Annotated in this window: 41 protein-coding genes and 1 tRNA gene; 31 read left to right on the top strand and 11 right to left on the bottom strand. The window is 33.3% G+C overall.

The window, feature by feature from the left end; translation table 11 throughout:
- Positions 1 to 30: 30 nt before the first annotated feature.
- The 5 genes from bioB to T478_RS03545 all read left to right on the top strand — a co-directional run bounded on the left by bioB (position 31) and on the right by T478_RS03545 (position 4,888).
- A complete protein-coding gene (gene bioB / locus T478_RS03565) occupies positions 31 to 1,011 on the top strand; it encodes a biotin synthase BioB (RefSeq protein ID WP_048105320.1) in 981 nt (326 codons plus the stop codon).
- Positions 1,001 to 2,131: an aminotransferase class I/II-fold pyridoxal phosphate-dependent enzyme gene (locus tag T478_RS03560; protein ID WP_048105318.1), complete on the top strand. Its 1,131-nt coding sequence runs from the start codon at positions 1,001 to 1,003 to the stop codon at positions 2,129 to 2,131. The genes bioB and T478_RS03560 overlap by 11 nt, the downstream gene beginning before the upstream one ends.
- A 179-nt stretch (positions 2,132 to 2,310) precedes the next feature.
- Positions 2,311 to 3,039: a cytochrome c biogenesis CcdA family protein gene (locus T478_RS03555; RefSeq protein WP_048105315.1), complete on the top strand. Its 729-nt coding sequence runs from the start codon at positions 2,311 to 2,313 to the stop codon at positions 3,037 to 3,039.
- A gap of 1 nt (position 3,040) precedes the next feature.
- A complete protein-coding gene (locus T478_RS03550) occupies positions 3,041 to 4,129 on the top strand; it encodes a thioredoxin-like domain-containing protein (protein WP_048105313.1) in 1,089 nt (362 codons plus the stop codon).
- Positions 4,130 to 4,228: 99 nt separating this feature from the next.
- The gene (locus tag T478_RS03545; protein ID WP_048106880.1) at positions 4,229 to 4,888 is read left to right on the top strand and encodes a Snf7 family protein; all 660 of its coding nucleotides are present in this window, start codon (positions 4,229 to 4,231) and stop codon (positions 4,886 to 4,888) included.
- On the opposite strand, the gene T478_RS03540 is transcribed toward T478_RS03545, so the two are convergent.
- Complete coding sequence (locus T478_RS03540; RefSeq protein WP_048105310.1) at positions 4,885 to 5,217, bottom strand: hypothetical protein; 333 nt, start codon at positions 5,215 to 5,217, stop codon at positions 4,885 to 4,887. The two genes, T478_RS03545 and T478_RS03540, sit on opposite strands and share 4 nt — an antisense overlap.
- 239 nt (positions 5,218 to 5,456) lie before the next feature.
- Between T478_RS03540 and T478_RS03535 the strand changes: the two genes are divergently transcribed.
- The 24 genes from T478_RS03535 (at position 5,457) to T478_RS03420 (ending at position 17,006) form a co-directional block, all read left to right on the top strand.
- The gene (locus tag T478_RS03535) at positions 5,457 to 6,194 is read left to right on the top strand and encodes an archaeal proteasome endopeptidase complex subunit alpha (RefSeq protein WP_048105303.1); all 738 of its coding nucleotides are present in this window, start codon (positions 5,457 to 5,459) and stop codon (positions 6,192 to 6,194) included.
- Between the two features lie 30 nt (positions 6,195 to 6,224).
- Entirely contained in the window at positions 6,225 to 7,043 is an 819-nt protein-coding gene (locus tag T478_RS03530) for a putative RNA uridine N3 methyltransferase (protein ID WP_048105301.1), read from the top strand.
- Between the two features lie 214 nt (positions 7,044 to 7,257).
- A complete protein-coding gene (locus T478_RS03525) occupies positions 7,258 to 8,253 on the top strand; it encodes a 50S ribosomal protein L3 (protein ID WP_048105298.1) in 996 nt (331 codons plus the stop codon).
- The gene (rplD, locus tag T478_RS03520) at positions 8,253 to 9,065 is read left to right on the top strand and encodes a 50S ribosomal protein L4 (protein WP_048105296.1); all 813 of its coding nucleotides are present in this window, start codon (positions 8,253 to 8,255) and stop codon (positions 9,063 to 9,065) included. The genes T478_RS03525 and rplD overlap by 1 nt, the downstream gene beginning before the upstream one ends.
- Entirely contained in the window at positions 9,062 to 9,328 is a 267-nt protein-coding gene (locus T478_RS03515) for a 50S ribosomal protein L23 (RefSeq protein ID WP_048105294.1), read from the top strand. The genes rplD and T478_RS03515 overlap by 4 nt, the downstream gene beginning before the upstream one ends.
- A gap of 50 nt (positions 9,329 to 9,378) precedes the next feature.
- Positions 9,379 to 9,777 carry a 30S ribosomal protein S19 gene (locus T478_RS03510; RefSeq protein WP_048105292.1) on the top strand — a complete coding sequence of 133 codons (399 nt, stop codon included), beginning with the start codon at positions 9,379 to 9,381 and terminating at the stop codon, positions 9,775 to 9,777.
- Between the two features lie 5 nt (positions 9,778 to 9,782).
- A complete protein-coding gene (locus T478_RS03505; RefSeq protein WP_048105291.1) occupies positions 9,783 to 10,241 on the top strand; it encodes a 50S ribosomal protein L22 in 459 nt (152 codons plus the stop codon).
- A 2-nt stretch (positions 10,242 to 10,243) separates the two neighbouring features.
- On the top strand, positions 10,244 to 10,990 hold the full coding sequence (locus tag T478_RS03500) for a 30S ribosomal protein S3 (protein WP_048105289.1): 747 nt from the start codon (positions 10,244 to 10,246) through the stop codon (positions 10,988 to 10,990).
- Entirely contained in the window at positions 10,990 to 11,193 is a 204-nt protein-coding gene (rpmC, locus tag T478_RS03495; protein ID WP_048105287.1) for a 50S ribosomal protein L29, read from the top strand. Before T478_RS03500 ends, rpmC begins: the two co-directional genes overlap by 1 nt.
- Entirely contained in the window at positions 11,190 to 11,447 is a 258-nt protein-coding gene (locus tag T478_RS03490) for a ribonuclease P protein component 1 (RefSeq protein ID WP_048105285.1), read from the top strand. Before rpmC ends, T478_RS03490 begins: the two co-directional genes overlap by 4 nt.
- The gene (locus T478_RS03485) at positions 11,444 to 11,773 is read left to right on the top strand and encodes a 30S ribosomal protein S17 (RefSeq protein WP_048105283.1); all 330 of its coding nucleotides are present in this window, start codon (positions 11,444 to 11,446) and stop codon (positions 11,771 to 11,773) included. The genes T478_RS03490 and T478_RS03485 overlap by 4 nt, the downstream gene beginning before the upstream one ends.
- Positions 11,773 to 12,204, top strand: a complete 432-nt coding sequence (locus tag T478_RS03480) for a 50S ribosomal protein L14 (RefSeq protein ID WP_048105281.1) — start codon at positions 11,773 to 11,775, stop codon at positions 12,202 to 12,204. Before T478_RS03485 ends, T478_RS03480 begins: the two co-directional genes overlap by 1 nt.
- Position 12,205: 1 nt before the next feature.
- Positions 12,206 to 12,691, top strand: coding sequence for a 50S ribosomal protein L24 (rplX, locus tag T478_RS03475; protein ID WP_048105280.1), 486 nt, complete (start codon positions 12,206 to 12,208; stop codon positions 12,689 to 12,691).
- Positions 12,691 to 13,407, top strand: a complete 717-nt coding sequence (locus T478_RS03470) for a 30S ribosomal protein S4e (RefSeq protein WP_048105278.1) — start codon at positions 12,691 to 12,693, stop codon at positions 13,405 to 13,407. Before rplX ends, T478_RS03470 begins: the two co-directional genes overlap by 1 nt.
- Positions 13,408 to 13,411: 4 nt before the next feature.
- Positions 13,412 to 13,933 carry a 50S ribosomal protein L5 gene (locus T478_RS03465; RefSeq protein ID WP_048105276.1) on the top strand — a complete coding sequence of 174 codons (522 nt, stop codon included), beginning with the start codon at positions 13,412 to 13,414 and terminating at the stop codon, positions 13,931 to 13,933.
- 59 nt (positions 13,934 to 13,992) lie between these two features.
- Complete coding sequence (locus T478_RS03460; RefSeq protein WP_238573675.1) at positions 13,993 to 14,148, top strand: 30S ribosomal protein S14; 156 nt, start codon at positions 13,993 to 13,995, stop codon at positions 14,146 to 14,148.
- A gap of 6 nt (positions 14,149 to 14,154) precedes the next feature.
- On the top strand, positions 14,155 to 14,547 hold the full coding sequence (locus tag T478_RS03455; RefSeq protein WP_048105271.1) for a 30S ribosomal protein S8: 393 nt from the start codon (positions 14,155 to 14,157) through the stop codon (positions 14,545 to 14,547).
- On the top strand, positions 14,537 to 15,094 hold the full coding sequence (locus T478_RS03450; protein WP_048105268.1) for a 50S ribosomal protein L6: 558 nt from the start codon (positions 14,537 to 14,539) through the stop codon (positions 15,092 to 15,094). Before T478_RS03455 ends, T478_RS03450 begins: the two co-directional genes overlap by 11 nt.
- Positions 15,095 to 15,105: 11 nt before the next feature.
- Complete coding sequence (locus tag T478_RS03445; protein WP_048105265.1) at positions 15,106 to 15,399, top strand: hypothetical protein; 294 nt, start codon at positions 15,106 to 15,108, stop codon at positions 15,397 to 15,399.
- Between the two features lie 44 nt (positions 15,400 to 15,443).
- Positions 15,444 to 15,517 (top strand) — tRNA-Asn (locus T478_RS03440).
- Positions 15,518 to 15,630: 113 nt separating this feature from the next.
- Positions 15,631 to 15,879, top strand: a complete 249-nt coding sequence (locus T478_RS03435; protein WP_048105261.1) for a hypothetical protein — start codon at positions 15,631 to 15,633, stop codon at positions 15,877 to 15,879.
- A 24-nt stretch (positions 15,880 to 15,903) separates the two neighbouring features.
- The gene (locus tag T478_RS03430) at positions 15,904 to 16,125 is read left to right on the top strand and encodes a hypothetical protein (RefSeq protein ID WP_048105259.1); all 222 of its coding nucleotides are present in this window, start codon (positions 15,904 to 15,906) and stop codon (positions 16,123 to 16,125) included.
- Between the two features lie 79 nt (positions 16,126 to 16,204).
- Positions 16,205 to 16,648, top strand: a complete 444-nt coding sequence (locus T478_RS03425) for a DUF2299 family protein (protein ID WP_048105257.1) — start codon at positions 16,205 to 16,207, stop codon at positions 16,646 to 16,648.
- 100 nt (positions 16,649 to 16,748) lie between these two features.
- Positions 16,749 to 17,006: a hypothetical protein gene (locus T478_RS03420; RefSeq protein ID WP_048105255.1), complete on the top strand. Its 258-nt coding sequence runs from the start codon at positions 16,749 to 16,751 to the stop codon at positions 17,004 to 17,006.
- 75 nt (positions 17,007 to 17,081) lie between these two features.
- On the opposite strand, the gene T478_RS03415 is transcribed toward T478_RS03420, so the two are convergent.
- Positions 17,082 to 17,489 carry a PPOX class F420-dependent oxidoreductase gene (locus tag T478_RS03415; protein ID WP_048105254.1) on the bottom strand — a complete coding sequence of 136 codons (408 nt, stop codon included), beginning with the start codon at positions 17,487 to 17,489 and terminating at the stop codon, positions 17,082 to 17,084.
- 26 nt (positions 17,490 to 17,515) lie between these two features.
- Between T478_RS03415 and T478_RS03410 the strand changes: the two genes are divergently transcribed.
- On the top strand, positions 17,516 to 17,956 hold the full coding sequence (locus T478_RS03410; protein WP_425320014.1) for a DUF371 domain-containing protein: 441 nt from the start codon (positions 17,516 to 17,518) through the stop codon (positions 17,954 to 17,956).
- On the opposite strand, the gene T478_RS03405 is transcribed toward T478_RS03410, so the two are convergent.
- The 8 genes from T478_RS03405 to purQ all read right to left on the bottom strand — a co-directional run bounded on the left by T478_RS03405 (position 17,957) and on the right by purQ (position 24,983).
- Positions 17,957 to 18,457, bottom strand: coding sequence for a helix-turn-helix domain-containing protein (locus T478_RS03405; protein WP_048105252.1), 501 nt, complete (start codon positions 18,455 to 18,457; stop codon positions 17,957 to 17,959).
- Between the two features lie 297 nt (positions 18,458 to 18,754).
- On the bottom strand, positions 18,755 to 19,579 hold the full coding sequence (gene purC, locus T478_RS03400) for a phosphoribosylaminoimidazolesuccinocarboxamide synthase (protein ID WP_048105250.1): 825 nt from the start codon (positions 19,577 to 19,579) through the stop codon (positions 18,755 to 18,757).
- Positions 19,580 to 19,585: 6 nt separating this feature from the next.
- On the bottom strand, positions 19,586 to 19,966 hold the full coding sequence (locus tag T478_RS03395) for a hypothetical protein (RefSeq protein ID WP_238573663.1): 381 nt from the start codon (positions 19,964 to 19,966) through the stop codon (positions 19,586 to 19,588).
- Positions 19,967 to 20,338: 372 nt separating this feature from the next.
- Positions 20,339 to 20,479: a hypothetical protein gene (locus T478_RS07630; RefSeq protein WP_160271568.1), complete on the bottom strand. Its 141-nt coding sequence runs from the start codon at positions 20,477 to 20,479 to the stop codon at positions 20,339 to 20,341.
- On the bottom strand, positions 20,476 to 20,724 hold the full coding sequence (locus T478_RS03390; RefSeq protein WP_048105248.1) for an Lrp/AsnC ligand binding domain-containing protein: 249 nt from the start codon (positions 20,722 to 20,724) through the stop codon (positions 20,476 to 20,478). The genes T478_RS07630 and T478_RS03390 overlap by 4 nt, the downstream gene beginning before the upstream one ends.
- Positions 20,724 to 22,160 carry an amidophosphoribosyltransferase gene (locus tag T478_RS03385; RefSeq protein WP_048105246.1) on the bottom strand — a complete coding sequence of 479 codons (1,437 nt, stop codon included), beginning with the start codon at positions 22,158 to 22,160 and terminating at the stop codon, positions 20,724 to 20,726. Before T478_RS03385 ends, T478_RS03390 begins: the two co-directional genes overlap by 1 nt.
- On the bottom strand, positions 22,153 to 24,306 hold the full coding sequence (gene purL / locus T478_RS03380) for a phosphoribosylformylglycinamidine synthase subunit PurL (protein WP_048105243.1): 2,154 nt from the start codon (positions 24,304 to 24,306) through the stop codon (positions 22,153 to 22,155). Before purL ends, T478_RS03385 begins: the two co-directional genes overlap by 8 nt.
- A complete protein-coding gene (gene purQ, locus T478_RS03375) occupies positions 24,303 to 24,983 on the bottom strand; it encodes a phosphoribosylformylglycinamidine synthase subunit PurQ (protein WP_048105241.1) in 681 nt (226 codons plus the stop codon). Before purQ ends, purL begins: the two co-directional genes overlap by 4 nt.
- Positions 24,984 to 25,060: 77 nt before the next feature.
- Between purQ and T478_RS03370 the strand changes: the two genes are divergently transcribed.
- Complete coding sequence (locus T478_RS03370) at positions 25,061 to 25,477, top strand: CBS domain-containing protein (RefSeq protein ID WP_048105239.1); 417 nt, start codon at positions 25,061 to 25,063, stop codon at positions 25,475 to 25,477.
- Here T478_RS03370 and T478_RS03365 read toward each other — a convergent pair.
- Positions 25,474 to 25,734: a phosphoribosylformylglycinamidine synthase subunit PurS gene (locus tag T478_RS03365; protein WP_048105231.1), complete on the bottom strand. Its 261-nt coding sequence runs from the start codon at positions 25,732 to 25,734 to the stop codon at positions 25,474 to 25,476. The two genes, T478_RS03370 and T478_RS03365, sit on opposite strands and share 4 nt — an antisense overlap.
- Positions 25,735 to 25,785 lie beyond the last annotated feature (51 nt).

Genomic DNA, 25,785 nt, shown 5'->3' with positions numbered 1-25,785 from the left:
GCTTATTTAGTGAATTTTTTAATTTTGAATATGCAAAATGAAACTGAATTGATCACAGAATGTAGAAACAAGGTACTTTCCAATCAGAAATTAACTGAAGAAATGACAACTCAATTATTCAATGTTGATGATAAAATTTTAAGTCAATTATCAGATGCTGCAAATGAAATTACGCGTACATTCCAAGGATCAAAAATTGATGTTGAGCAATTAGCAAATATTAAAAAAAATTATTGTAGTGAAGATTGTTCGTTCTGTAGTCAATCCGCATTTTTTGATACGGGAATTGACAAATATCAATTAATGTCAGCAGAGGAAGTAGTAAGACAAGCAACAGATGCAAAGAAAGCCGGTGCACACTCTTATTGTTTGGTTGCAGCATGGAGAGAACCATCGAACAAAGATTTTGAAAAGGTGTGTCACATAATTGAAGAAGTAAATGAAAAAGTTGGAATCTCAATTGAATGTAGTTTGGGATTTCTAACAATTGAGCAGGCAACAAAATTAAAAGAATTAGGAGTAATCAGATATAATCATAATTTAGAAACATCTGAATCAAAGTTTCCAGAAATTTGTACAACTCATACATATCAGGATAGAATTGATACATTGAACACTGCAAGAAAAGCAGGATTAGAGCTTTGTACAGGAGGCATAATTGGAATGGGAGAAACAAGAAAGCAGAGAGAAGAACTTGTTCAAGCAATATCTAAACTCAATCCAGAAGAAGTAACAGTGAATCTATTGGTAGCATTTCCAGGAACTCCTTTAGAACTACAAACTCCATTAAGCTTGGAAGAAATACTAAGAGTCTTTGCAGTTTTAAGATTTTTACTTCCAAAAAGTATCATAAAGATATCTGGAGGAAGAGAAGTAAATCTGGATGATGATGGAAAGGAGTTACTTCTTAGCGGTGCAAATGGAATTATCAGTTCAGGATATTTGACTTTAGATGGAAATTCTATGCAAAAAGATGTCAAAATGATAAAAGAGATTGATCTTGAAGCCTAAATTTGGCACACTTGAAAAGAAATTAAGTGGAATTAAAAAAAACAATCTATTACGAAATCTTCAAGACAGTCATGTAGAAAAACAGTTCATAAAGCAGGATGGAAGAAAATTATTAAATTTTTCATCAAATGATTATCTTGGAATAAAATCAGGTAAAATAAAACATACACAATTCCAGTCAAGTTCAAGACTTGTTTCAGGAAATGATGCTAGTTTTTCACTACTAGAAAAAAAACTTGCAAAACATAAATCACAAGAGCAAGCAATTATTTTTCCGACAGGATACATGGCAAATCTTGGAATGATTACTTCAATTGCAACCAAACATGATACGATATTTAGTGATGAATTAAACCATGCAAGTATTGTTGAAGCATGTAAATTATCAGGTTCAAAGATTAAAATTTTCAAACATAATAACATAGGAGATTTAGAGAGAAAAGTTCAAAAAACTAAAGGTAAAAAGATCCTAATCACTGAAGGAGTTTTCAGTATGGATGGGGATTGGTCAAAATTAAATGAGATTTGCCAAGTATCAGAAAAACATGGTATGATTACAGTTGTAGATGATGCGCATGGAGATTTTGTACTAGGAAAAGATGGTAAAGGAACAGCAAATTTTTTTGATGTTGAAAAGAAAATTGATCTCTACGTGAGTAGCCTTAGTAAAGGATTGGGAAGTTTTGGAGGATATGTTTGTGGCAGAAAAAAATTAATTGATTTATGCATAAACACGTCAAAGACATTCATTTACACATCTGCATTACCTTCATCAATAAACCAATATTCACTTAATAGATTTAATTCAAAACGAGAGATATACCGAGAGAAATTATGGAAAAAAATTAATCTTTTTCATAAAAGATTAGAAGAGATTGAGCTTCATACCACATCTACAAGTCAAATAATTCCGATAATTATCGGTAATGAAAAAAAAGCAATGGAGTTTTCAAAATTTTTAAGAATTAATGGGATTTTTGCACAGGCAATAAGATATCCAACTGTAAAAAAGGATCAAGCACGTATTAGAATTTCAATCACAGGGTGGTTATCAAATAAAGAAATAGAGTATTCCATACAAATTTTAGAAAAAGCTAAAAGAAAGTTTAACCTAAAATGATTAGCGCATCATATCAAATCCACCTATTGCCGGAGAACCAACAATAAATGCACCTACTACAATAGCACCCAATAGCCCAATAACGACATAAAATCTTGAGTTCATATGAAAAACTACGATTCCTAGGATAAAAACTCATTTGTGTTAATGATTTTATAAAATGAAATCAGACAAGTGGTGTGACGGAAATTTCAATAGTAATTGCATTTCTAGCAGGAATTGGTTCCTTTTTTGCACCATGTATTTTGCCTATGGTTCCAGCATTTTTGGCATATATTTCAGGAACGACATTATCAGAAGTTAAAACAAAGAATAATGTTATTTCTATTAACAAATCAAATGTATTTCTGAATTCAATATTTTTTGTACTTGGATTTTCAGTAGTTTTTTCTACATTAGGCGTAGCAATAAATTCAATTTTTTATGAAAATGCAAACCAGATTGTATCTGAATTTAATCAGATTGGAGGCATAATCATCATAGGATTCGGGGCATACATGATTCTAAGTCATAAAATTCGTATACTCAATATTGAGAAAAAGATTTTTCCAAAAAGTGCAGGTGCTAGATTCCCCGTATCATTTTTGTTTGGAATGGCTTTTGCAGCAGGCTGGACACCATGTGTCGGACCAATTTTAGGCACAATAATCACTCTTGCAGCAACATCCCCTGGAATAGCATTCAATTTACTTCTTGCATATTCTATAGGAATGGGAATTCCATTTATGATAATGGGAGCCTTAATTTCAAAATCAAGTAGAATAATTTCAAAGATTGGTAAACATTTGAAATACTACACAGTTTTGTTTGGAATGGTAATAATCGTATTAGGAATATTGGTATTTTTCAATCAGTTAGTTTTAATTGCAAACTTTCCACTTCTAAATGATTTACTGTTATTGAGTTAAAATGAAAAAAGAATACAAATACGCATCAATATTTTTTGCAATAATTGCAGTAGGGGTAATGTCTATCTCATATTTTTACGATGAAGTTGATCTTAAAAGAAATACAACAAATGATATAACAACATTAGATAAAACATTTCTAAGAACATCTCCAGAATTGAAAGGAATTTCAGGTTACATTAACACATCATCAGAAGAATTAGATCAAGATATTGAAGGTAAAGTTGTACTATATGATTTTTGGACATATAGTTGCATCAATTGTATTCGAACACTACCACATCTTACAGCATGGGATGAAAAATATTCAGAAGAAGGATTGGTAATTGTAGGAATACATACACCAGAATTTGAATTTGAAAAAGAATATGATAATGTTGTTTTCGCAACTGAAAAATTCGGTATAAAATATCCAGTAATACAAGACAATGATAAAGAAACGTGGAATGAATTTCAAAATAGATATTGGCCAAGAAAGTATATTGCAGATCATGAAGGGTACATTAGATTTGATCACATTGGAGAAGGGGCATATGCAGAAACAGAAAAAGTAATTCAATTACTTTTAGAAGAAAGATCAGTTGCACTTGGAAATACATTAGAAAAGAAAGAATTGGTAAATTTAGATGAATACAAACATGCAACATTTAGAACACCGGAATTATATTTTGGATTTAATTTTGCAGAAGGTAGAAATCAATTAGGCAATCAAGAAGGATTTTCAAAAAATCAAATAGTAACTTACCAATTACCTGAAAAAATGAAACAGCATTATTTCTACATGGAAGGAATGTGGAAGAATAACAATGATGGTATGAAATTAATTTCTGAATCAGGAAAGATTGTTTTGAATTTTAATGCAAAACAGGTGAACATTGTTGCATCTGAAAGTGCGACATTGTTTATAGAATATGACGGAAAAGAAATCCCAGAAGAGGTTAGGGGTAAAGATGTATCACCAGAAGGAACAGTCAAAATTTCAGAGCCAAGATTGTATAATTTGATAGATTCTCAACTAGAGGGACCACATGAAATAATTATTCAGGTTCAAAGCCCTGGTTTTGAGATATTCACATTTACTTTTGGATGAAATTACTAATGAAATTACGAGTTACTTAAGAAAAATTGATCCATTTAGATTAATTTTTTTTAGTCGTTCTATAAAATGCCAAATTTTTCAGTTTCATACATGGTTTCGTTTTCAGAAAAATGGAATGTATTGAAGAATAAGGAAACATTATCTCAAAAATTCATGGGTACTGTAAAACCAGATGCCCCACTAAAAAATAGATTAGACGTAGCACAAAAAAGGCTACAACAACAAATTGTGAAATTAGGAGAAACCGAACAAAAACTAAAACAAAAAGATTCAATGTTTATGGATAAAATCGTAGAAGCAACAAAAACAAACAATCAAGCTTATGCAAAAATGTATGCAACAGAATTAGCAGAGATTAGAAAAAATAACAAGACTGTAAGTAACGCAAAATTATCAATGGAACAAGTTCAGATTAGATTAAACACAGTTTCCGAGTTAGGAGATGTAGTAGTAACATTAAGCCCATGTATGTCATTAATCAAGGGATTAAGCACATCATTAGGAGGAATGATGCCAGAGGTTGCAGAATCAATGCAAGACCTATCAAGCATGTTAGGAGATATTGCAACAGGTACAACAATTACCAACGAAGGAACAATGGGAGAATTCACAACATCTAACAAAGAAGCACAAACAATACTAGACGAAGCACAAGCAATGGTTGAAGGTCAAACTAGACAAAGTATGCCAGAACCACCAGTTAGTGGAAATAGTGTTGAAGATATTCTAAGAGAAAGAGAAGCAATCTAATTTTTTTTCTTAATTTCTTGCAGTAATTTCTTAATTCTAGATATAGTTGGATAACTGTAACCACGTTTTCTATAATTCTTAATCATCAATTTCCAATTATTTAATCTCCAAGTAGCTTGTTCAGCAGTTATTGAATGAACTTCATTATTGATTATACTTTTTCTGCCAACTTTCAGAGTTCCAGCATCTTTTGCATCCCATCTATTTTTTGCAAATTTTAATCCAATTAATATTTCAGATACAGGCATGTCAGAAAAATAAGATTTTATTTTATTTATTTGATCTTCAGATAGTTCATCTTTGGATATAATTGAGATCTCTCGTACCATGAATTAAGAGATTATTACTAGAATATCACAAATTTGCTAAATTTGATTAAACAAGATAGTATTTTTTTCAACATCCAAGAAAGCTGAAGAATGCATGCTTACAAGCAGTCATGTATATGGCAGACCCAAAGATCCCAATTGCAACTAGAGCTAGAGGGATTACAACGATTTTTTCTTTGTACCCCATATGGCAAATTTGCGCAATTGTTATATTAACAATGACAAGGATATTGTTTATCATGATGCCATCACAACAAGGTTACGACCGTGCCATCACAGTATTTTCACCAGATGGAAGATTATACCAAGTAGAATATGCAATCGAGACGGTCAGAAGAGGAGCACTTGCAGTAGGAGTCAGAACAAAAAATGGAGTGATTATAGCAGTAGAAGAAAAATCAAGAAAATTACAAATCATCAATACCCCACAAAAGATATTTCAAATTGATTATCATATAGGAGCCGCAGCAGCAGGATATATTCCAGATGCACGTTCACAGATTGATACAGCAAGAACATTTTCTCAAAGTAACAAACTAGTATATGATGAACCGGTAGAAGTTGAAACAGTTGCAAAACATTTAGCTGATCAATGTCAACAATATACACAGTATGGTGGTGCAAGACCAATCGGAGTTTCATTAATCATAGGAGGAATTGATCCTGCAGGAACCAATTTGTATATGACAGACCCAAGTGGTTCATACATTTCATACAACGCAATATCAATCGGTGCAAATTCAGATGTAGTTAATGAATTCTTAGAAAAAAATTACAAAGAAGACATGTCACTAGATGATGCAGCATCATTGGCAATTGCAGCAATCTACATTTCAAGTGAAACAAAAGAAGGAATTGAACATATCAAAATGTCAAAAATATCCGGAGAGAAAGGAACTTTTGAATTCATTGAAAATGAAGAAATTACTAAGTTTGCTGCAAGTGCAAAATCAAAATATCCAGCTGATGGAAAATAAGCACTTTACATTACATATACTAGATTTAAAATGAAATTATCTATCGCAATACCTGATTCATCATTAAAAGATGAAAAGAAACATGAAAACAAAACTAGGAAAATTTTTCAAATAGCACGTGCAGCAGGAATATTTCAGGTAAATAATATTATAATTTACAAAGACGGAAGAGAATTTGAAAATGATTCAAAATTATTATCAACAATTTTAAGATTCCTTGAAACTCCTCAGAATTTTAGAAAGCGCTTGTATCCAAAATCAGGATTACTACAATTTGTAGGAGCATTATCACCAATTAAAATGCCAAATCAAACAGTCACATCAGATGCAAAACAGGTAAAAAAAGGAGATGTTAGAGAAGGAGTTATTTTTCCAAGAGATGGAAAAAAGTTTATCGACATAGGTATTGATCATTCAATTCCATATCACGGTAAGAAACAAATCGATAAACGAGCAATTGTAAAAATTAAAGATATACTTCCAGATTTTTCAGTTCATGATATAGAAAAAGATCAGTTGCCAAATTTCTGGAGCTATAATGTTAAACATGGAGGAAATTTATTTTCATTACTAACCGAATGGAAAGGACCAAAAATACTTACAAGTAGAAAATCAAAGAAAATTAAAAATGAAGATATGCAGAAAATTCTTTCTTCCAAAGAAGAGATTTTGGTAGTATTTGGTACAACTGACAAAGGAATTCATGAAATGCTTGATAAGAAGATCAGCAATATTCAGAATTTTAAAGCATGGAACTTTTTTCCACACCAAGGAACAGAAACAGTTCGTCTCGAAGAAGCGATTTTAGGGTGTTTAGCAATTATCAATGTCCATACATTCAACAAATAAATGATAAAAAAATTATAAATTTGATATGAATAATCAGAGAAAATTTTTGATATTGGCAGTATTAGTAGGAATTGCAGGAGTTGGAATTGGAGCTGCTACAATTTTTTCAATGGTGTCGGAATTATATTCGCCATAGAAAGAATTACAATAATCAACAGAGAAAATTGAGATTCTCACAGTATATAATGGGGTTAACGACTTTTTTCATTTATCCATGGGACATAGAAAACGTAGTCAACCAAGAAGAGGAAGTCTAGCATATTCACCTAGAATACGTGCAAAAAGTATGGAAGCACGAGTTCGAGCATGGCCAAAAGTAGCAGGTGATGAACCAAGATTACTTGCACATGCAGGATACAAGGCAGGATGTGTTCAAATAGTTAGCATAGATGACAGAGAACATACACCAAGTCATGGAAAACAACTAGTTACACTTGGAACTGTGATTGCTACACCACCAATTACCATAGTAGGAATTAGAGGATATTCTATAGATACCAACCATACAAGAAATGCAGAATTTGATTCATTTGCTAAAGATTTACCAAAAAATGTACAAAATAATTTAAAAATCAAAACAGAAGGAACACCACTTGATGAAGCAGAAAAACATCTGAAAAAAATTAAAGAGATTTTTGCAATAGTAACAACAACTCCTGTGGATGTCAATCTAGAAATGAAAAAGCCTTACATCTTCGAAGTCAAAGTAGAAGGAGGAGACATACCAAAACAATTTGCATTTACTAAAGATCTTTTAGGAAAAACAGTCAAGGTAGACCAAGTATTTGAAAGTGGAACATATGTGGATACTGCAGCAATCACAAAAGGAAAAGGATGGCAAGGAGTAATTTACAGATGGGGCGCAAAAAGAAAACAACACAAATCAAGAAAAACAGTTAGAGAAATTGGTTCACTAGGTCCAATCTCACCACAAAGTGTCATGTATACAGTTCCAAGAGCAGGACAAACAGGATTTCATCAAAGAGTCGAGTATGATAAAAGAATAATGATAATGAGTAACACTGAGAAAGAAGAATACAAAATAAATCCTGACGGAGGATTCAAACATTTTGGAAACGTTACAGGAGATTTCATAATTGTGAAAGGTTCAGTTCCAGGAACATATAGAAGATTAATCAAACTTAGAAAACAAATTAGAAACGAACCAAAGAAGGTAGTCAAGCCAAACGTACTGGAGGTTGTAATTTAATGAAAAGAGATGTTTTAACCATTAGCGGTAAAAAAGATGGAGACATTGAACTTCCAAATGTTTTTGAGACAGAAGTAAATCGTACACTAATTCACAAAGCATACATTAACTTAGAATCACATGGATTCCAAAAACATTCTACAAAACCTACAGCAGGTATGGAAGTAGTTGCCGACTCAAATGATCCACCAACTGGTAGAGGTGTTGCAAGAATTGCTAAGATCAAAGGAGGAGGAGGAGGACGTGCAGGACAAGCTGGAGAAGTAGCATCAACCAGAGGAGGACGTCAAGCACATCCACCAAAAGCTAACAAAGTAATTTATAAAAAATTGAATAAAAAAGAGAATAAACTTGCATTATGTTCAGCACTGGCTGCAACAACTTCAAAAGAATTGGTTGAAAATAGAGGCCACAAAGTAGAAGGAATAGAATCACTCCCACTAATCATTTCAGATGATATTGAGAAAATTTCAAAGACATCAGAATTGATCAAAATTATAGAAGATTTGAAAATTACACAAGATACAGACAGATTAAAGAATAGAAAAAGAAGAACCGGTAAAGTTGCATTAAGAGGAAGAGTTTCCAAAGTGGGAAAAAGTGCATTGTTTGTAGTATCAAAATCAGACAATATTTCAAAAGCAGCTGCATCAATTCCAGGAATTGATGTATGTGATGCAAAGAACCTAAGTGTTCTAAATTTAGCTCCAGGAGGAACTTTGATTAGATTAACAGTATTCACAAAGAAGGCAATTGAAGAGATTGCAGAAATTAAATCACGACATCTAGAATTAATGGTGACTTTGAAATGAATGTAGAAACAGCAACAAAAATTATCTTAAGACCATACATTACAGAAAAGACGTATGCACTAGTTGAAAATGAATCAAAAATCTGCTTTTTAGTTGAAAAAGAAGCAACAAAACCTCAGATTGCAGAGGCTGTCCAAACGCTGTATAATGAAGGCGTACTAAAAGTGGATACTGCAAGAACCGTTTATGGAAAAAAGGCATTTGTTAAATTAACATCTACAGACAAAGCAAGAGACTTGGCAAACAAGATAGGAATGATGTGATTAGTATAAATGACTCATGAAAACAGAATTTTGCAAGGAGACATGTAGAAATGGTCAAAGTAGTAAATAGCTTTAAAGGAAAAACAACAGAAGAGTTACAAAAACTTCCTAATGATGAATTGTTTGCATTGTTAAATTCAAGACAAAGAAGATCATTGAAGAGAGGACTTTCAGATAACAAAAAGAAATTGATTGCAGAAATTAAAGAAGCAAAAGAAGGAAAGAATAAAAATCCAATTAAAACACATCAAAGAGATCTAATAATTTTACCGTACATGATAGGAACAACAATCAACGTCTTTGACGGAAAAGAATTCAAACCAATAGGAATTGGCGCAGAGATGGTTGGACATTACATAGGAGAATACGCAATTACAAACAAGAGAGTGAATCATGGAGCCCCAGGAGTTGGAGCATCAAGATCTAGTTTGTATGTACCACTAAAGTGATTAAAATGGCAAGATACAGTTACGCGTTTCAAGGTTTTGATGCAACAAAGCATGTTAGAGCTTCAATTCGTGAAAAAAAGATTTCACATAAACATGCAAGGGAAACAGCAAAAGCAATCAAAGGATTAACACTTGAAAAAGCCAGAGATTACATGTTAAGCGTAATTGCAAAAGAAAGAGCCATACCATTTGCAAGATTTAAGAATCAAGTAGGACATAGAAGTGATCCTGGAATGATGTCTGGAAGATATCCAGAAAAAACAGCAGGTGAATTTTTGAAATTATTAGATAATCTAGAATCAAATGCAGAATACAAAGGAATGGATATGGATAGATTAAAAATAATCAATGCAACGTCACACAAAGGTGTTGCAATCAAGAGATTTATTCCAAGAGCACAAGGTCGTGCAACAGATAAGAATGACATCTTAACACATGTGGAATTGGTGGCACAGGAGTTTTAGAAATGTCTGCAGTAAAGAATGTCATCAAAGATAATTACAACATGGTATTGTTGAAAGATTACTTAAGATCAAAAATTAAAGATGCAGGATTTTCTAATGCAGAAGTTTCAAAAACACCTACCGGAACAAGAGTTGTCTTACATGTGACTAGACCAGGAATTGTAATTGGTAGAAAAGGAACAGGAATTAAAGATTTAACTGAAAAATTAGAATCAGACTTTGGACTAAAGAATCCACAGATTGCTGTTGAAGAGATTACAAAACCAGAATTATCTCCTGAAGTAATGTGTAACAGAATGGCATCACATCTTGAAAGAGGAACAGCATTTAGACGTGCCACCATGTGGACAATTCAACAGATTATGGAAGGAGGTGCAATGGGAGTAGAGATTACAATTTCAGGAAAATTAAGAGGCGATAGATCTGCATTTGAAAAACATTCACAAGGAATCTTGCCAAGAGCAGGACATCATGCAGATGTAATAGTATCTGAAGATATTGCACACGTAGAAACTCCTATGGGATTAATTGGAGTAAGAATTAGAATTGCTAAAAAAGAAAAATTGATTCCAGAATTTGAGATGAAAGGTAAAACACAGGCACAAAAAGATGAAGAAATTAGAATAAAGAAAGAAGCAGATGAAGCACTTGCAAAAGCACAATCAGAATCAGAAATAATTAAAATTGAAGAAGAAAAGATGAAAGAAATGCCAGATACACTAGAAGATGAAGAGGAGAAGATGAAATAATGGCCATGCTAAAAATGAAATCAATCAGAGAATTGAATGAAAAAGACTTGAGAGATAGGATAGTGCAAATGAAAACAGAATTATCAAAATTAAAGACTGAAGATGCAAAAGGAACACTCAGAAAAGAAACTGGGAAAATTAGAAAGGTCAAAAAAGAGGTTGCAAGACTAATGACAAGACTAAACGAGGTAAAGAAAGAATGAACCTAGTTACAAAATCTGAGTTTGATCTAATTGGACAAGAAGTAGTAATATCTGATTCAAAAAATAAAGAAATCGTTGGAATTAAAGGAAAAATTACTATGGAGACAAAAAATATGTTTGTGATTAATACAGAGAACGGAAAGAAAAATATTCCAAAGAACATATGCCAATTAAGCAATAATGATGGAATAATTGAAACTGATTCAACCAAATTAAACAAAAGACCATACGAAAGATTGGAGATGTTAGCATGACCAGAAATATTGGAATTAAAGTAAAAGCACCTAAAGAAGAACCAAAAGAAGGGGATAAGAAAAATCCATTTAACGGTACACTTCCTGTACGTGGAAAATTATTTGAAGGTAAAGTTGTAAAGTCAAGAGGAAAGGATACAGTTGTACTTCAAAAAGAAGCTAATGTTTACTTTAGTAAATTCAAGAGATATGGAAGAAGTACCAGTAGAATTCATGCACACGTGCCATCAAACTTACAAGTTAATGAAGGTGACACAGTTATTGCTGCAGAATGTAGACCAATAGCAAAATCTGTATCCTTTGTTGTAGTGGAGGTTAAAGAGTAATGGGCGGAGCACGTAGTAAAGGAAGTAAAGGAGTAGAAGACTTCAAGCCTTACATTACAAGATCAATACCAGTGGGTGCACGAATCGTTTGTGCAGATAATTCAGGTGCAAAGATTATTGAAATTGTTAACGTACATCAACATAAAACAAGAACATCAAGACTTCCTGCAGCTTCTGTAGGAGACTTTTGTAATGTTGTAGTTAAAAAAGGACCAGCAGAGTTAAGAAAACAAATTCATGGTGCAGTTATAATTAGACAAAAATATGCAGTACATAGACCAAACGGAGTTCGAGTTCAATTCGAGGATAACGCAGGAGTGTTAATCACACCTGAAGGAGAAATGAAAGGAACTGACATCAAAGGTCCAGTTGCATCAGAAGTTACAGAAAAATGGCCAAGAGTAGCAAATTTGGCAAAAATGGTGGTATAAAATGAATAGATCATCACTTCCAAGAAAAACAAGAAACCAGCAAATTTACTATGCAGCAATGCAAACCGCAAGTAAACAATTATCATGTGCACTTTCAAAAGATTTAAGAAAAAAATATGGTAAACGTAGTGCACGAATCAAAGAAGGCGATACTGCAAGTATCATTAGAGGCGAATTTGCCGGAGTTGATGGAAAAGTTACCAAAATATCCATTGCAGATAGAGGCGTGAATATCGAAGGTGTAAAAAAAGAGAAACTCAAAGGCGAGAAATTTGATGTTTATGTTCATACAACAAATATTGTTTTGACAGGATTGGATACAGGAGATAAATGGAGAATTAACAAACTAGAAGGAAAGAAGGCAACAGCTGCAAGAGCAGATGATAAACCAAAAACAGAAACAAAACAAGAAAAAGTAAAAGAAGAAAAGAAAGATACAAAAAAAGCAACAAAAGCCAAAACAAAGAAAGGAGATAATGAAGAATAATGGTACACATAGCTGGCAGTAAAAAACTCAAAAGACAAATGGCACCACTTTTCTGGGGGATTACCAGAAAGAACAAGAGATTTGTACTCACCGTTAAACCAGGTGCTCAATCAAAACACGCATCAATACCAATTGCAGTATTTCTAAGAGATACTATCAAAACCGTTACCAGTTTAAGAGAAGCAAAATCAGTCATTTATGCAGGTAAAATAAAAGTGGATGGAGTGATTAGAAAATCACTACATCACGGCGCAGGTTTAATGGATGTTGTTGAATTAGAAGGTTCAAACAAGACATATAGATTAGTACCACAAGATGGAACTTTACTAAAACCAATTGAAATTGAAGACTCAGAAAAAACAAAAAAATTCGCACTTGTAAAATCAAAAACTACAATTAAAAATGGAAAAACACAGATTGGCTTCCATGATGGAAAAACACTCATTGATGAAACACCAGTATCAGTTGGAGATACATGTGTACTACAAATACCAGACATCAAAATTTTATCAGTTATAAAATTAGAAAAAGGAATGAATTGTTTAATTACTAAAGGTGTTAACGCAGGAAAAATTGGTAAAATAGATGAAATAAAAGAAGGAACATTCAACATTCCAAAAAGTATAGACATTACATTTGATGATAGACAAATTGAAATTCCAGCAAGATTAGTAATGCCAATTGGAAAATCAGAACCGGAGATAAAGATTAGGTGATTTTATGGCACAAGAAGTTCAAAATGTAATGAAAGAAATAAGATTAGACAAAGTTGTTCTAAACATGGGACTTGGAAAATCAGGAGATGCCGTAGAGATTGCTAAAAAAGCACTTGGCGAAATATCTAATAAAAAAGTAAATGACAGACCAGCAAAAAAAGCAATCAGAGATTGGGGAATCAGAAAAGGAGAACCAATTGGCGCAGCAGTTACAGTGAGAGGTAATGATGCACAAGAATTGTTGAAAAGATTGTTAGAAGCAAAAGGAAATAGAATAAAGAGTCGTTCATTTGATAACATGGGCAATGTTTCTTTTGGAATTTTAGAACACATTGACATTCCAGGAATAAAATATGACCCAAAGATTGGAATTTTAGGATTAAACGTAACAGTTAGACTAGCAAGACCGGGATTTTCAGTAGCTACAAGAAGTAAACACAAAGCTAGTGTAGGAAAACATCATAAAATCACACCAGATGAAGCAAAAGCATATCTAACAAAAGAATTTGGGGCTAGTGTTGAATAATGGCAAAAAATAGATCATATGGCGATAGAGGAACCGGATATACTCCTAGAAAACAAAGTATTCCAGGCACATCAAATGAAAAGAGGTTTGGAAGAGGTGCACGATGGTGTAAAAGATGCGGTTGTTACGTAACAATCCAGAAATATGATTTAATGTTATGCAGACAATGTTTCAGAGAAGTAGCAACTTCCCTAGGATTCAAAAAATTAAGGTGATATGATATGCCAGCAATGAACGTACTAGCAAATTTGTTTGTGACAATTTACAACACAGAAGCCCGTAGAAAAGGAGAATGTGTAGTTCTTCCAACATCAAAAATTGGTACAAATGTTTTGGAGACATTGAAAAAAGATGGATACATCAAAGATTATGAAAGAACAGAGGATAATAGAGGCGGAAAATACAAAATCAATCTAATAGCAAAAATTACAAAATGTGGTGCAATTAGTCCAAGATTCAAAGTAAAAAAAGACGAATACCTAGAATGGGAAAAACAATATCTTCCTTCATTCAATAGAGGAATGCTAATTGTTACAACAAATCAAGGGGTAATGTCACATCACGAAGCAGCAAACAAAGGCTTAGGAGGATTTCTGGTAGGATATGTCTACTGAGTTAGTTGATAAATTAGCAACCGAATTAGAAATTCCAGAAGGAGTTACTGTGACATACAAAAAACCAATGATAACAGTTCAAGGACCGTTAGGTAAAACATGGAAGAGTTTTAAAAAAATCCCAGTTACAATTGAAGTTACAGATGGAAAAGTTCTCTTCAAAGCACAAGGTACAAGAGATAAAAATCGTGCAATAATGAATACATCAAGATCACTAATCAGAAATCTTTGTGAAGGAGTTGTAGAAGGTTACACAATTAAAATGAAAATTGTATTTTCACACTTTCCAATTACAGTAAAAGTTGATGGAAAAACAGTTCTAATTGAAAATTTCCAAGGAGAACGTGCTCCAAGAAAAACAAAGGTTTGGGGAGATACAAAAGTGGTTCCAAAAGGAGATGACGTTATAATTACAGGTCATGTTTTGACAGATGTTTCTCAAACAGCTGCAGAAATTGAAAATGGTTCAAGAGTAAAAAATAAAGATCATCGTGTATTTTTAGACGGAGTCTATAAATTCGAAAAGAAAAAAGGTATAGAGAATTAATTTTAAGATAATTGGCCTTAGATAACGAATTCAAAGAACAAACTGAAAAATTAGTTTCAGAAACACTAGAACTATACAAAAGTGCAGGTGCATCACCTAGAATTGGAGATGTTTGGAAATGTGAAAATACTGGAGATTTTCTGTGTGGTTTTTTTGTTGGAGAAATGGTAGGTTCAGCACTAAGTGCATTTCAAGTATATCATAAAAGAGAACCAAGTGCTGAAGAACATATGGAAATTGTAGGAATTGTGGAAAAACATTCTGATCAAATAGCTGCATTTTTTACAAAATTCAATCCAGATTAATTCGTCGGAAGGATTAAATCGCATTTTACTTGGAAAAAACTTATGCCGCGTTAGCTCAGCCTGGTAGAGCGTTCGACTGTTAATCGATTGGTCATCAGTTCAAATCTGATACACGGCGCCTTTTGATTTTAGAAATTTTTAGATCATTTTTTTGCACGTTGTTAGTTTAGATCGTTAGACAGGAGCGATCTAATATTGGATCTATTATAGTAAATATGCAGGAGTGTTACATTGGCCAGAACTAGAAGAGCCAACAGATATTGTGTCGATTGCGGTGCAAGACTGGTTTATTATCCAAGACTATCAAATCCAAAAGCACCTAATGAACATAGAGTTTTGGTATATGCATGTCCAGACTGTACTGAAGACTTTGAGAAACCAAAGATGTTTTCAATAAAACGAAATGTAACTGAAGATCCTTTAGAAACTGTAGAAATAGAGATTACACAAATTCAGAAAAAACTTGCAAAAAGTAAATAGGAGAAAAATTTTCCAGAAAACAACATGTATCCAGAAAGAATTCGCTCACGATGGTGGTATTTAGCTCCAATTTTTATCGGACTTATTGGAGGAATAATTGCATACTTTGCAATTAGAAGAGATGATCCTCAAAAAGCTAAAAGATGTTTAATGGTAGGCATCGGTTTGACGGCAGTCAACGTAATCTTAAATCTTGCAATATTATCTACAGGAAGTTTTGAACAAGAATTCAACGTAAATGTGTAAATGTTTCTAAACTCGAATTTAGAAATATTCTTAATTTGAACGTGTTAAACTAGTTATACCATGAATTGTTTAGTCTCACATGTCACGTCTTAGAGACAATGTGGAAAGATGGCTAATACATGAAAACTATGATTTCAAACAAGGAAAATCTGAAGATGCCACATTCAAAATTATAATAAGTAATTCTGACGGGTTAGGAAATGACACAGAAGTATTTGAACCAAAGGACCAGGAAAATATCCTAGTTGTTGGAATTAAAATTGATATGAAAACAAAACAATTGATTAGATTTAGAGAGTTAAATGAAACAGAACAAGAAAACTTTAAGAAAAAAGTAGATGACTTTTGTTATTCAGTCAAAGCAATTGGCAAATTTTTAGACGAAGATGGAAAGAAAAAGGTGGGAGTTTACATTGTTTTAGATAAACCAGAACAGCTAAATCAGCCATCTTTCTTCAAAGCTTTAGAAGAAATTATAGAAATGAGTGAAAAAACAAATCGATTTTTGATCAAGACGTTTTAATCAAAAAAATCAAATTTGTTCCTAAAAGCTAAACCCCCCATACATCATCTACATTTTATGAATAAATCATATTTTCAGAAATGCCAAAAAATAGGGGGGGTTGAACATTTACTCACAGATATACAAACCAAAGGTCAAAACACCACCATTACCCATTACAACATACTACATTAGTATGAGTTACTCACAAAAGCTAAACCCCCAAAATTACATCAAAAAATATGAAAAAATTACCCAAATCCCAATAATTCCAGCAGTTAACGGATACCAAAACTTTGGAATACTTTGTGGTTTTGAGTTTGAGAAAAAACCATTCCTATTTTCATTTGGTATCATGCCCGTAATACGTCAAAAGTAGGTTTAAGGCATGTCAAGGGCTACGGGTTTAGATAAGTAATGTTTCTAAATTCGAATTAAGAAATATTGTTTTTTGTTACTCGTCGTTCATTGTTAATTCAGGAAGAACAAAAATTTTCTCAGGTTCAATTTTGAGTATGATTCTTTTCTCACCAGGACGTTTGAAAGGGTATTTTTCTTTGCCCATGTATTGTTTTGTCAAAAAATCAGCGTGTTTGTAGTCATAATCAGGAATAATTTCAGTAACTTTTCCTCTAATCGAGGTCATATCAAGAGGATTTTTTGAATCAACAACAGAAACAGCAACTCTAGGATCACGAAGTATATTTTTGTGCTTCAAACGACCTTCTGCAGTATTAATCAAAATATGAGAATCTTCAAAATTTCCCCAAACAGGAGTAACTTGAGGAGCGCCATCAGGCATAGTAGTGGCTAGAAATACCAAATTTTTGCCATTTAGAAGAAGTTCAGCCTTAGAATCCATACTAAAATATCACAAATTGAATATTTATGTCTCAAAAATTCCAAAATATCATGAAATTAGTCATTCCATTCACAGGCCATAAAGAAGTATTATCGTTACACGAGAAAACTTTGGAAATTACCAAGGATGATAGTCTTACATCCCAAGGAGATTGCATTGTAGGCGTAAATTCAGGCATATCATGTATAGACTTGCCTGATAAAATGAAGAAGAAAATTCAAAATCCAGAGTCAAAAATCAGATTTACAATAAAGGCAGGGAAATTTTCATTTAAAATTCAAGGCCATGGTTCTCCAAAGCTAACGCTAAAGCATGTAAGCGACATAGTACTGCGTAAGAGCGCATTCACATGCTCCCGCACTATCGCTATCAATTGCGACAAGGCATCAAGTGACATACCTAGAGACTTTGTCCATCTCCTTCAAAACCCACAAACCAAGGGCAAGATGATCATAGAAGTATTGTAATCAGTGTCTTTTTTCAAAGACCGTTGTGACTGCACGATTTACAATCTCCATCATCAGGTACTGACTATATTCCTGTTTGTTTTGAGAGGTTTTAGCCTTACCAGTCTTTTTTGAAAGTGCGTCTAGAAGTTGTTCAATTTGCTTGGACGTTGACTTTATGACTGTCGAGTATTTTTTCTCAAAGTCTTTTGGGGTTTCATAGTCGAGTAACTTTGTCGATGTACCGTAGTATTTTATCATGGCACCACGCTTTTCTTCGATTTTCACAACCTCAATCAATTCGGCCTCTTTGAGAATCTCCAGATGATGTCTCGTAGTGGTCAAAGCCTTTTTGAATCCAGATTTTTTCAATTGTGCTGTGATTTGTTCTGCATTAAGATGTTTTCGATATAGCAGTTGCAGAACTTTTGCTCGTGCGGGGTCCTCGATAGCTTTTGCATGTTCCAGACTTGTTGCAAGCGTACGATTCACCGATATTGGTTTTTCGAGTATTGTTGACATGTAGTTTTTCCTATAGATCTTAGCTAAAAGTTATCTGTATCAGTATTTTTTGTCCAAATCCGTTATTTTTTTTATGCAACTAAAAATGTAGTAGCCGACTGTATCTTTTTAGTAATAGTTTCAATATTATTGTAGCATATACTATATTTCTCGTAGTGGTATCAAAGTAATTGATACGGTTACAAAAAAACCAGTAGAGGTAAGAAAATCAGGGATTTTTGGGAAAAAATCCTAGAAATAGGGAAAGAGAGTCAAAATAGGGGACAGTTAAGGAAAATATGGAATTTAGAAATCGAGTTAAAGCGACTGCCCAGTAGTACGTTCGTATGCTGCAACATACCTATCAGTCATTTTTTGAATTATTTCAGGAGGAATTGTAGGTGCAACAGGTTCTTGCCCGATTGTCCTTGAATTTTCAAACTGTTTTTGATATCCATGTTCAGTTAACCAGTCACGAAGAAGTTGTTTGTCATATGCCTCCTGAATTTTACCCGGACTGTAAGATGATTTTGGCCACAGACGGTATTCATCAGGACCAATAGAATCTCCTAAAGTGATTTTACCATTTAATCTGCCAAATTCAAGCTTCAAATCTGCTAGAATAAATCCAGCAGAGTCTGCAATCAGGGCCATTTTATTATAAATTTGAATAGTTTTTTCAGATAACCATTCATAATCTTCTAACGTGACAAGGTTTTGTGTAATTGCTTCATCTTTTGTTATAGGAATATCATGTTCAGATTTTGTGGTAGGATCAAATAATGGCTCAGGTAGTTTTGTTGCAAGTGTAGTATCTATATTTTCAGGTAAAGATGTGGTTCCAGAGTTGTATCTACTAACCAAACTCCCATAGAAATAACCACGAACTACACATTCAATTGGTAACATTTCCATTTTTTTAACAATTATTTCAGTATCCGAATGGGATTTTATAAAATGATTTTCAACATCTAATTGTTCAAACCAAAATTTTGCAAATTTACATAATACTTTGCCTTTTTGTGGAATTTCATCATTAAATTTAACATCATACGCAGATACACGATTGCTAAAATTGAAAAGTAATGTATCATCACCCATATCATAGACGTCTTTTACTTTACCAGAATTAAGAAATTTCATGATTATCTAAGACCCCATCATACCAGGCATTGCAATCGGTTCACGATAAACTTTGCTAACATAGACTCCTTCATTAGAAGTTACAATTACAAATTGTAATGAATTACCTTGAGGTGGAGAAATAATTTCTGATTGCCCAGGTTTTAAGGTTCCAAGATAGATTTTATCACCGTCACCAAAATTAAGTTCGACATTTGTTAGAGGTTTGCTACCAGTATTTTCTAAAGAAACACGTGCCATGATAAACAAACTTTGTTTTTCTTTTGTAGGATCAACAGATAATGAATATTCTTCTTGTGAAATTCCAGCAGGTGTAAAGAACAATACAAATACAGTGATTCCTGCAGCAGCTGCAATTCCTCCAAAAATTGGAATTTTACTTGCCATTAAAAAACATCAAAAAACTAGAATAATAGATTTTTCTTATTCTATTCGCATCATAGAGCCAAGAATACTGGTTTGCCAACTCAGATCAATGCTTTTTACGTTCTTGAGTTTTTGTTTTGTTAATACATCCATTACATTTGAGAGGTATGAATTTGTTCGACTGAATGATTTTTTGTGACAAGTGCAATTACATTTTTTTGCATCACAGCAAAAATTTGCACAAGTAGTACATCGTAATTTCATGGCATATTATTGCAAAAATAGTATTTAACCTCAAAAACCAAGATTGGGGTGATTGAGCCTACTTGCAGAAGGAACATCATCCCAATCTGGTTGTAAACTACTTGTAAAATTAGTATAAAAGAGCCAAAATCAGCTTTGTTTTTTCTTTTTTTCTTTTAATTCTTTTTGACGTTTTGCAAATTCCTTTGCATTATCATGTTCTTTGTCTAATTCTTCAAAAAATTTGTTTGAAAATCCTTTCTTATCAATAGAACGTGTTTCTTTACTCATTTCTCAAAATCCTGTTCGGGGATAATAGATAATGTAGTAGTGGCTGTAACATTTTCAATATTACGTATTTTTTTTGTGATTATGTCTTCAATTTCAGAAGAGCTTTCACCTTGAATTTTTGTAAAAATATCATAATAACCAAATGTGCCTTTTGCTTCTTTAACTAAATCAATTTCTAACAATGCCTTTAGCACTTCCATTTCATGTGCAATTTTACATTGGACTAGAACGTATGCAGTTTCCATCAGACACTTTTCATCTGTTTCATCTTATTAAAATTTGGGGTAATTCCTAGAGGAGCGTAGTTTCCAGTCGCACATGTGAAACACATGGAATCTTTTGGAATGCCAACAGCGTTTGCAAGATTTTCTGCATCATTGTAACCCAAAAAGTCTGCACCAATGTCATTACGAACTTTTTCAATCATTTCTTTTTCACTCAGATCTTTACCACCATCGAATGTTGCAAGTTCTTCTTGCGATGGAAAATCAATTCCAGCATAACATGGGAATTTTATTGGAGGATATGTGACCATCATGCTGATTTTTCTAGCTCCTGAACGACGTAATGCTTTGATGATTGCTTTAGAACTAGTTCCTCTAACTAGGCTATCATCAATGACTATGATGTGTTTGTCTTCAATAACTTCGCGAATTGGTATAATCCATCTATTAATTTCTATTCTGTCACTTTGATGGGGTTCAATGAAACTTCTTAACGGACCTTTCTTACTATAACGATCCTTCAACAATCCTTCGTCAAATTGTATTCCAAGTTCTTGAGCAAATCCTAATGCAGCAGGTCTTGCAGAATCAGGTACAGGAATTACAACATCAGCGTCATGTATAGGATACTTTTTTGCAAGGAATTGACCAATGCGTTTTCTTGCAAGATAGATGTTTGTTCCCTCCATCTTACTAGAAGGTTGAGCAAAATATGTGAATTCAAACGAACAATGCGCACGATTTGTATCATCAGAAAACATTTCAGTTTCAAAGCCACCTTCTTTACTAATTTTAATTAGTTCGCCCGGAACAACATCACGTACTAGTTTTGCACCAATTGCAGAAATTGCAGATGATTCAGAAGTAACAATGTGTACATTGCCCTGTTCCTTATGACCTAAAACCATAGGACGGAATCCTTTAGGATCTCTTGCTGCAAATACGGCATCATCATCAGAAAGAAATGTGAAACAGAATGAACCAACCATTTCATTTTTTAAAATAGATAACGCATTTCCAAGTTTTCCATTTTCAGTGATTAATGATACCAATCTTTGTGCTGCTACAAGGGTATCACTAGCATTTTGTGGAGTAAAGGTACATCCACCAACAAGATTTGAAAGTTCTTCAACATTAGAAATGGTTCCATTATGTGCAACACAAAGATCTTTTACTTTAAGTGGTTGCGCACTTTCAAGATCACTTTTTCCAACAGTGGAATACCTAACATGTCCAATTGCAGAGTGAGAAGCATATTCTTCGGATATTTTTTTGAATTCGCCAGAAGATGCAGAAACAAGTCCTAATCGTTTTAATGGAGCTTTGTTTGGAATTGCCAATCCCCAAGCTTCTTGACCACGATGTTGTAATGCACGTAATGCATCAATTACCATTGGAATAACATTGACATCGCCTTCACTGTAAATCCCAACTACACCACAGTTTTCTTTAACCATTTTGAATTATTTTCCCCAATGAGTTTAGATAATTATTTTCTGCTTTATCAACTCTTAGTTCCAGAATTGCTTCAGAGTTTGATTTGAAGCTTATTTGATCGCCAGAAAAGATTCCAAGTTCAGAGAATATACAATCATGTTCGGATAAGAGAGATTTTATTTCATCAAGATTATTTTTATCAACTACCAACAGATAACGAGAATGACTTTCAGAGAATAACATTTTTTCTGAAGAAAGAGAGGATGTCAAATTAACATCACATCCAAGTTTTCCAAATACACATAATTCAGAAATTGCAATGGCAAGACCTCCTTTAGAACAATCATGTGCACATTTTACCAGATTTTTTGAAATCAAAGATAGTACAGATTTCATATTTTTTTGTGATTCTGAAAAATCTACTTTTGGTGCAATGCCTCCAATGAAATTATGTATATATTCATAATATTCAGAGCCGCCAAGCTCATCCTTTGTTTCACCCACCAACAAAATTACATCATTATTTGAAGGGGTGGTTGGTACAAGAGGTGAATTTTCAATCAATCCAAGCACACCAATCAGTGGAGTTGGTTTTATTGGACCGTTAGAGGTTTCATTATAGAAACTAACTTTACCACCTACACATGGAACATTAAGAAATTTTGCAAAATCAGTAATTCCCTCTATAGATTCCATAAATGTCCAAAATATTTCAGGATCTTCAGGATTGCCAAATTGTAAATGATCAACCATGCCCATCGGAGTTGCACCGGTACAAACAACATTTCTACATGCTTCTTCAAAGCATCCAATTGCACCTTGTCGGGGATCAATGTAACAATGCTTTGGATTACCGTCAATTTTTACAGATAATGATTTTCCATTGTCTAGACGTAAGACAGAACTATCAAAACCAGGTTTTATGACGGTTCGAATTCCAACTTCATGATCATATTGACGAAAAACCCAATGTTTACTCGCAATATTTGGAGCAGAAAGTAGTTTGAGTAAAGTCTCAGATAATGGTAATTGATTTTCAGATGGAGGGGAAGATGGAAGTTGTGAAAGATATTCTGGTTTTGATTTTGGCCGGTCAATTAAAGGACCACGTGCGACAAAATCTGCAGGAAGTAATGCCAAGGTATCATTACCGTTTTTGACATGCATCATTTTATCCTCCTTAACTTTACCAATTACAGAACATTGAATTCTAAATTTATCACAAATTTTTTCAATTTTTGAGAGGTTGTCTGAAGAAGATATTACAAGCATTCTTTCTTGAGATTCAGAAATCATTATTTCATCAGGGGACAAGTCAGACTCACGTAAATGAACATTTTTTACGTCGAGTTCAATACCGATTCCTAAACTTTCCGCAGTTTCAGAAATTGCACAAGAAAGACCACCGCCACCTAAGTCTTTCATTGCATTAATACAATTTTCATCACGGCATTCTAAAATTGCTTCGATGATTAATTTTTCAATAAATGGATCAGGTATTTGTACAGCTGAACGATCTTCTCCTTCTAATGCGTCAGATGCAAATTGTGAACCGCCTACACCATCACGACCAGTTGAACCACCAATTAGTAAAACCAAATCATTAATGTTTGCGTGATTTTTAATTAATTTTGATTTTTTCCCAAATCCGACTGCTGCCACATCAACTAATGCATAATTTGTATAACATGTATCAAATTCCACTTCACCACCAATTGTTGGAATGCCAAGGCAATTTCCATAATCGGCAATTCCTGATACTGCATTTTTGAATAACCATCGTGCATGTGCATCATTTTCTATATCACCAAACCTTAATCCATCAAACAATGCAATAGGTCTTGTTCCAGCAGATAAGATATCACGAATTACACCGCCTACACCTGTTGCAGCACCACCAAACGGTTCAACTGCCGATGGATGATTATGACTTTCAATATGTACAGTTACAACATACCCATCACCAACATCTAAAACACCGGAATCATATCCTTTTTCAACAATTACATTTGAGCCAGTAGTAGGTAACATTCTCAAATGCATTTTTGAAGATTTGTAAGAACAGTGTTCAGACCATTCTGCAGCAAGTATTTGTAGTTCAGTAGAAGTTAACTCTCGTTTTACATTTTTTTCAATGTGTAATTTCTCATGTTCTTGAAAACTCAATTTTTCATACCTACCGTTTCTACTAGAGATTCAAAAATCAATGACGAAGGTTTGTGATCAATTTGATTAATTGCTTTTTCAGCAGCACGTTCTGGATGTGGCATCATTCCCACTACATTTCCATCAGAATTACAGACACCTGCAATTTGAGAAACAGAGCCATTGACCTTATTTTCATATGAAAAAACAATTTGGTTATTCTTTTTTAATTGACTTAATGTTTCATCATCAACAAAATATCTTCCTTCTCCATTAGCAATCGGAATTGGAATTTTTTGATTTAATTCTAATTTGTTTGTGAAAGGAGTTTTGTTATTATTTACAATGAGGTTTGTCCATTCACACATAAAGTTCAAAGATTCATTTTTTAGTAAAACTCCAGGGAGTAATCCTGATTCCACCAAGATTTGAAATCCATTACAGACACCTAAAATAGGGATTCCTTTTTCAGATAATTTTTTTACATCAGAAATTATAGGGCTATGTGCAGCTATTACTCCTGCGCGCAATCTATCACCATAGGAAAAACCTCCCGGAAGGACAACTGCATCAATATCAGATGGAAGATTTTTTTCATGCCAATAAAATTCAGCATTTAGGTTAAAGACATCAGTTAACACGTGATGCATGTCACGATCACAATTACTGCCAGGAAAAACAATAACCCCGACTTTCACAATTTATGATTGAATTCGTGGTATAAATTTGATTTCGTGATGACATGTTTTTATTTCGAGTATTCTACATTTCAGTTATGGGACAAATTCGAGACATTATGGAGAAGAATGTTATAACAATTGAGAATGATAAGACTGCGCAAGATGCAGCAAAAATAATTGCTGAAAAAGACATTAGTTTCCTAGTCATAATGAATGAAGGAAAACCTCAGGGAGTACTAAGCGAAAGCGACTTTGTTCGTAAAGTTGCAGCAGAGGACAAAAAAGCAAGTGAGATTAAGATTTCAGAAATTATGTCATACAAGTTTCGGTCAGTAGGACCCACCACTACAATAGAAGATGCAATTCAAAAAATGTTAAATAACAATATTCGTCGATTGTTAATTCTAGACAATGAAAATCTAGTAGGAGTAATTACCCAAACCGATCTAGCAAGTTATCTGAGAGACCAAATTTTAGTTGATGGTACAATAAAGAGTATCAGCAAAGATTAGATTTCATCTACAGTAGCTGTGACCTTACTTACCAATGGATTATAAATTCTCAATTCATCGCAAATTTTGATAATAGAATCTTTTGCGTTTTGTTCATTGGATTCTGTAATGGAAAATTTGAGAATAGTTCCTGAACGAATTTGTGTGATGTTGGTATTCTTATCTTTTAAAACAAGATCATTTAGTATAGTGTCACCTTCAGGATCACTTATTCCAGGTTTATTTTCAATTACAACGCTAACTTGAAAATTAGGCATACCGTTTAGTGTTTGTTAATTAATTTAAGTGCTCTATCCAAAGTTTGAAAT

This window comes from Candidatus Nitrosopelagicus brevis (assembly GCF_000812185.1).
In the GTDB taxonomy this organism is placed as follows: Archaea; Thermoproteota; Nitrososphaeria; order Nitrososphaerales; family Nitrosopumilaceae; genus Nitrosopelagicus; species Nitrosopelagicus brevis.
The sequence above is the reverse complement of the archived record's forward strand: the minus strand, read 5'-3'. Positions and strand labels throughout refer to the sequence as shown.

Bases quoted from the DNA above. Each gene is read 5' to 3' on its own strand.
- T478_RS03530 (WP_048105301.1), top strand. From the start codon at position 6,225: ATGAAATTATCTATCGCAATACCTGATTCATCATTAAAAGATGAAAAG.
- rplD (WP_048105296.1), top strand. From the start codon at position 8,253: ATGAAAAGAGATGTTTTAACCATTAGCGGTAAAAAAGATGGAGACATT.
- T478_RS03505 (WP_048105291.1), top strand. From the start codon at position 9,783: ATGGCAAGATACAGTTACGCGTTTCAAGGTTTTGATGCAACAAAGCAT.
- purC (WP_048105250.1), bottom strand. From the start codon at position 19,579: ATGAAATTTCTTAATTCTGGTAAAGTAAAAGACGTCTATGATATGGGT.
- T478_RS03455 (WP_048105271.1), top strand. From the start codon at position 14,155: ATGCCAGCAATGAACGTACTAGCAAATTTGTTTGTGACAATTTACAAC.
- T478_RS03465 (WP_048105276.1), top strand. From the start codon at position 13,412: ATGGCACAAGAAGTTCAAAATGTAATGAAAGAAATAAGATTAGACAAA.
- T478_RS03425 (WP_048105257.1), top strand. From the start codon at position 16,205: ATGTCACGTCTTAGAGACAATGTGGAAAGATGGCTAATACATGAAAAC.
- T478_RS03515 (WP_048105294.1), top strand. From the start codon at position 9,062: ATGAATGTAGAAACAGCAACAAAAATTATCTTAAGACCATACATTACA.
- T478_RS03535 (WP_048105303.1), top strand. From the start codon at position 5,457: ATGATGCCATCACAACAAGGTTACGACCGTGCCATCACAGTATTTTCA.
- T478_RS03545 (WP_048106880.1), top strand. From the start codon at position 4,229: ATGGTTTCGTTTTCAGAAAAATGGAATGTATTGAAGAATAAGGAAACA.
- rplX (WP_048105280.1), top strand. From the start codon at position 12,206: ATGAATAGATCATCACTTCCAAGAAAAACAAGAAACCAGCAAATTTAC.
- T478_RS03385 (WP_048105246.1), bottom strand. From the start codon at position 22,160: ATGGTTAAAGAAAACTGTGGTGTAGTTGGGATTTACAGTGAAGGCGAT.
- T478_RS07630 (WP_160271568.1), bottom strand. From the start codon at position 20,479: ATGAGTAAAGAAACACGTTCTATTGATAAGAAAGGATTTTCAAACAAA.
- bioB (WP_048105320.1), top strand. From the start codon at position 31: ATGCAAAATGAAACTGAATTGATCACAGAATGTAGAAACAAGGTACTT.
- T478_RS03430 (WP_048105259.1), top strand. From the start codon at position 15,904: ATGTATCCAGAAAGAATTCGCTCACGATGGTGGTATTTAGCTCCAATT.
- T478_RS03510 (WP_048105292.1), top strand. From the start codon at position 9,379: ATGGTCAAAGTAGTAAATAGCTTTAAAGGAAAAACAACAGAAGAGTTA.
- T478_RS03450 (WP_048105268.1), top strand. From the start codon at position 14,537: ATGTCTACTGAGTTAGTTGATAAATTAGCAACCGAATTAGAAATTCCA.
- T478_RS03415 (WP_048105254.1), bottom strand. From the start codon at position 17,489: ATGGATTCTAAGGCTGAACTTCTTCTAAATGGCAAAAATTTGGTATTT.
- T478_RS03410 (WP_425320014.1), top strand. From the start codon at position 17,516: ATGTCTCAAAAATTCCAAAATATCATGAAATTAGTCATTCCATTCACA.
- rpmC (WP_048105287.1), top strand. From the start codon at position 10,990: ATGGCCATGCTAAAAATGAAATCAATCAGAGAATTGAATGAAAAAGAC.
- T478_RS03490 (WP_048105285.1), top strand. From the start codon at position 11,190: ATGAACCTAGTTACAAAATCTGAGTTTGATCTAATTGGACAAGAAGTA.
- T478_RS03540 (WP_048105310.1), bottom strand. From the start codon at position 5,217: ATGGTACGAGAGATCTCAATTATATCCAAAGATGAACTATCTGAAGAT.
- T478_RS03405 (WP_048105252.1), bottom strand. From the start codon at position 18,457: ATGTCAACAATACTCGAAAAACCAATATCGGTGAATCGTACGCTTGCA.
- T478_RS03485 (WP_048105283.1), top strand. From the start codon at position 11,444: ATGACCAGAAATATTGGAATTAAAGTAAAAGCACCTAAAGAAGAACCA.
- T478_RS03550 (WP_048105313.1), top strand. From the start codon at position 3,041: ATGAAAAAAGAATACAAATACGCATCAATATTTTTTGCAATAATTGCA.
- T478_RS03390 (WP_048105248.1), bottom strand. From the start codon at position 20,724: ATGGAAACTGCATACGTTCTAGTCCAATGTAAAATTGCACATGAAATG.
- T478_RS03470 (WP_048105278.1), top strand. From the start codon at position 12,691: ATGGTACACATAGCTGGCAGTAAAAAACTCAAAAGACAAATGGCACCA.
- T478_RS03395 (WP_238573663.1), bottom strand. From the start codon at position 19,966: ATGGCAAGTAAAATTCCAATTTTTGGAGGAATTGCAGCTGCTGCAGGA.
- T478_RS03480 (WP_048105281.1), top strand. From the start codon at position 11,773: ATGGGCGGAGCACGTAGTAAAGGAAGTAAAGGAGTAGAAGACTTCAAG.
- T478_RS03370 (WP_048105239.1), top strand. From the start codon at position 25,061: ATGGGACAAATTCGAGACATTATGGAGAAGAATGTTATAACAATTGAG.
- T478_RS03500 (WP_048105289.1), top strand. From the start codon at position 10,244: ATGTCTGCAGTAAAGAATGTCATCAAAGATAATTACAACATGGTATTG.
- T478_RS03365 (WP_048105231.1), bottom strand. From the start codon at position 25,734: ATGCCTAATTTTCAAGTTAGCGTTGTAATTGAAAATAAACCTGGAATA.
- T478_RS03525 (WP_048105298.1), top strand. From the start codon at position 7,258: ATGGGACATAGAAAACGTAGTCAACCAAGAAGAGGAAGTCTAGCATAT.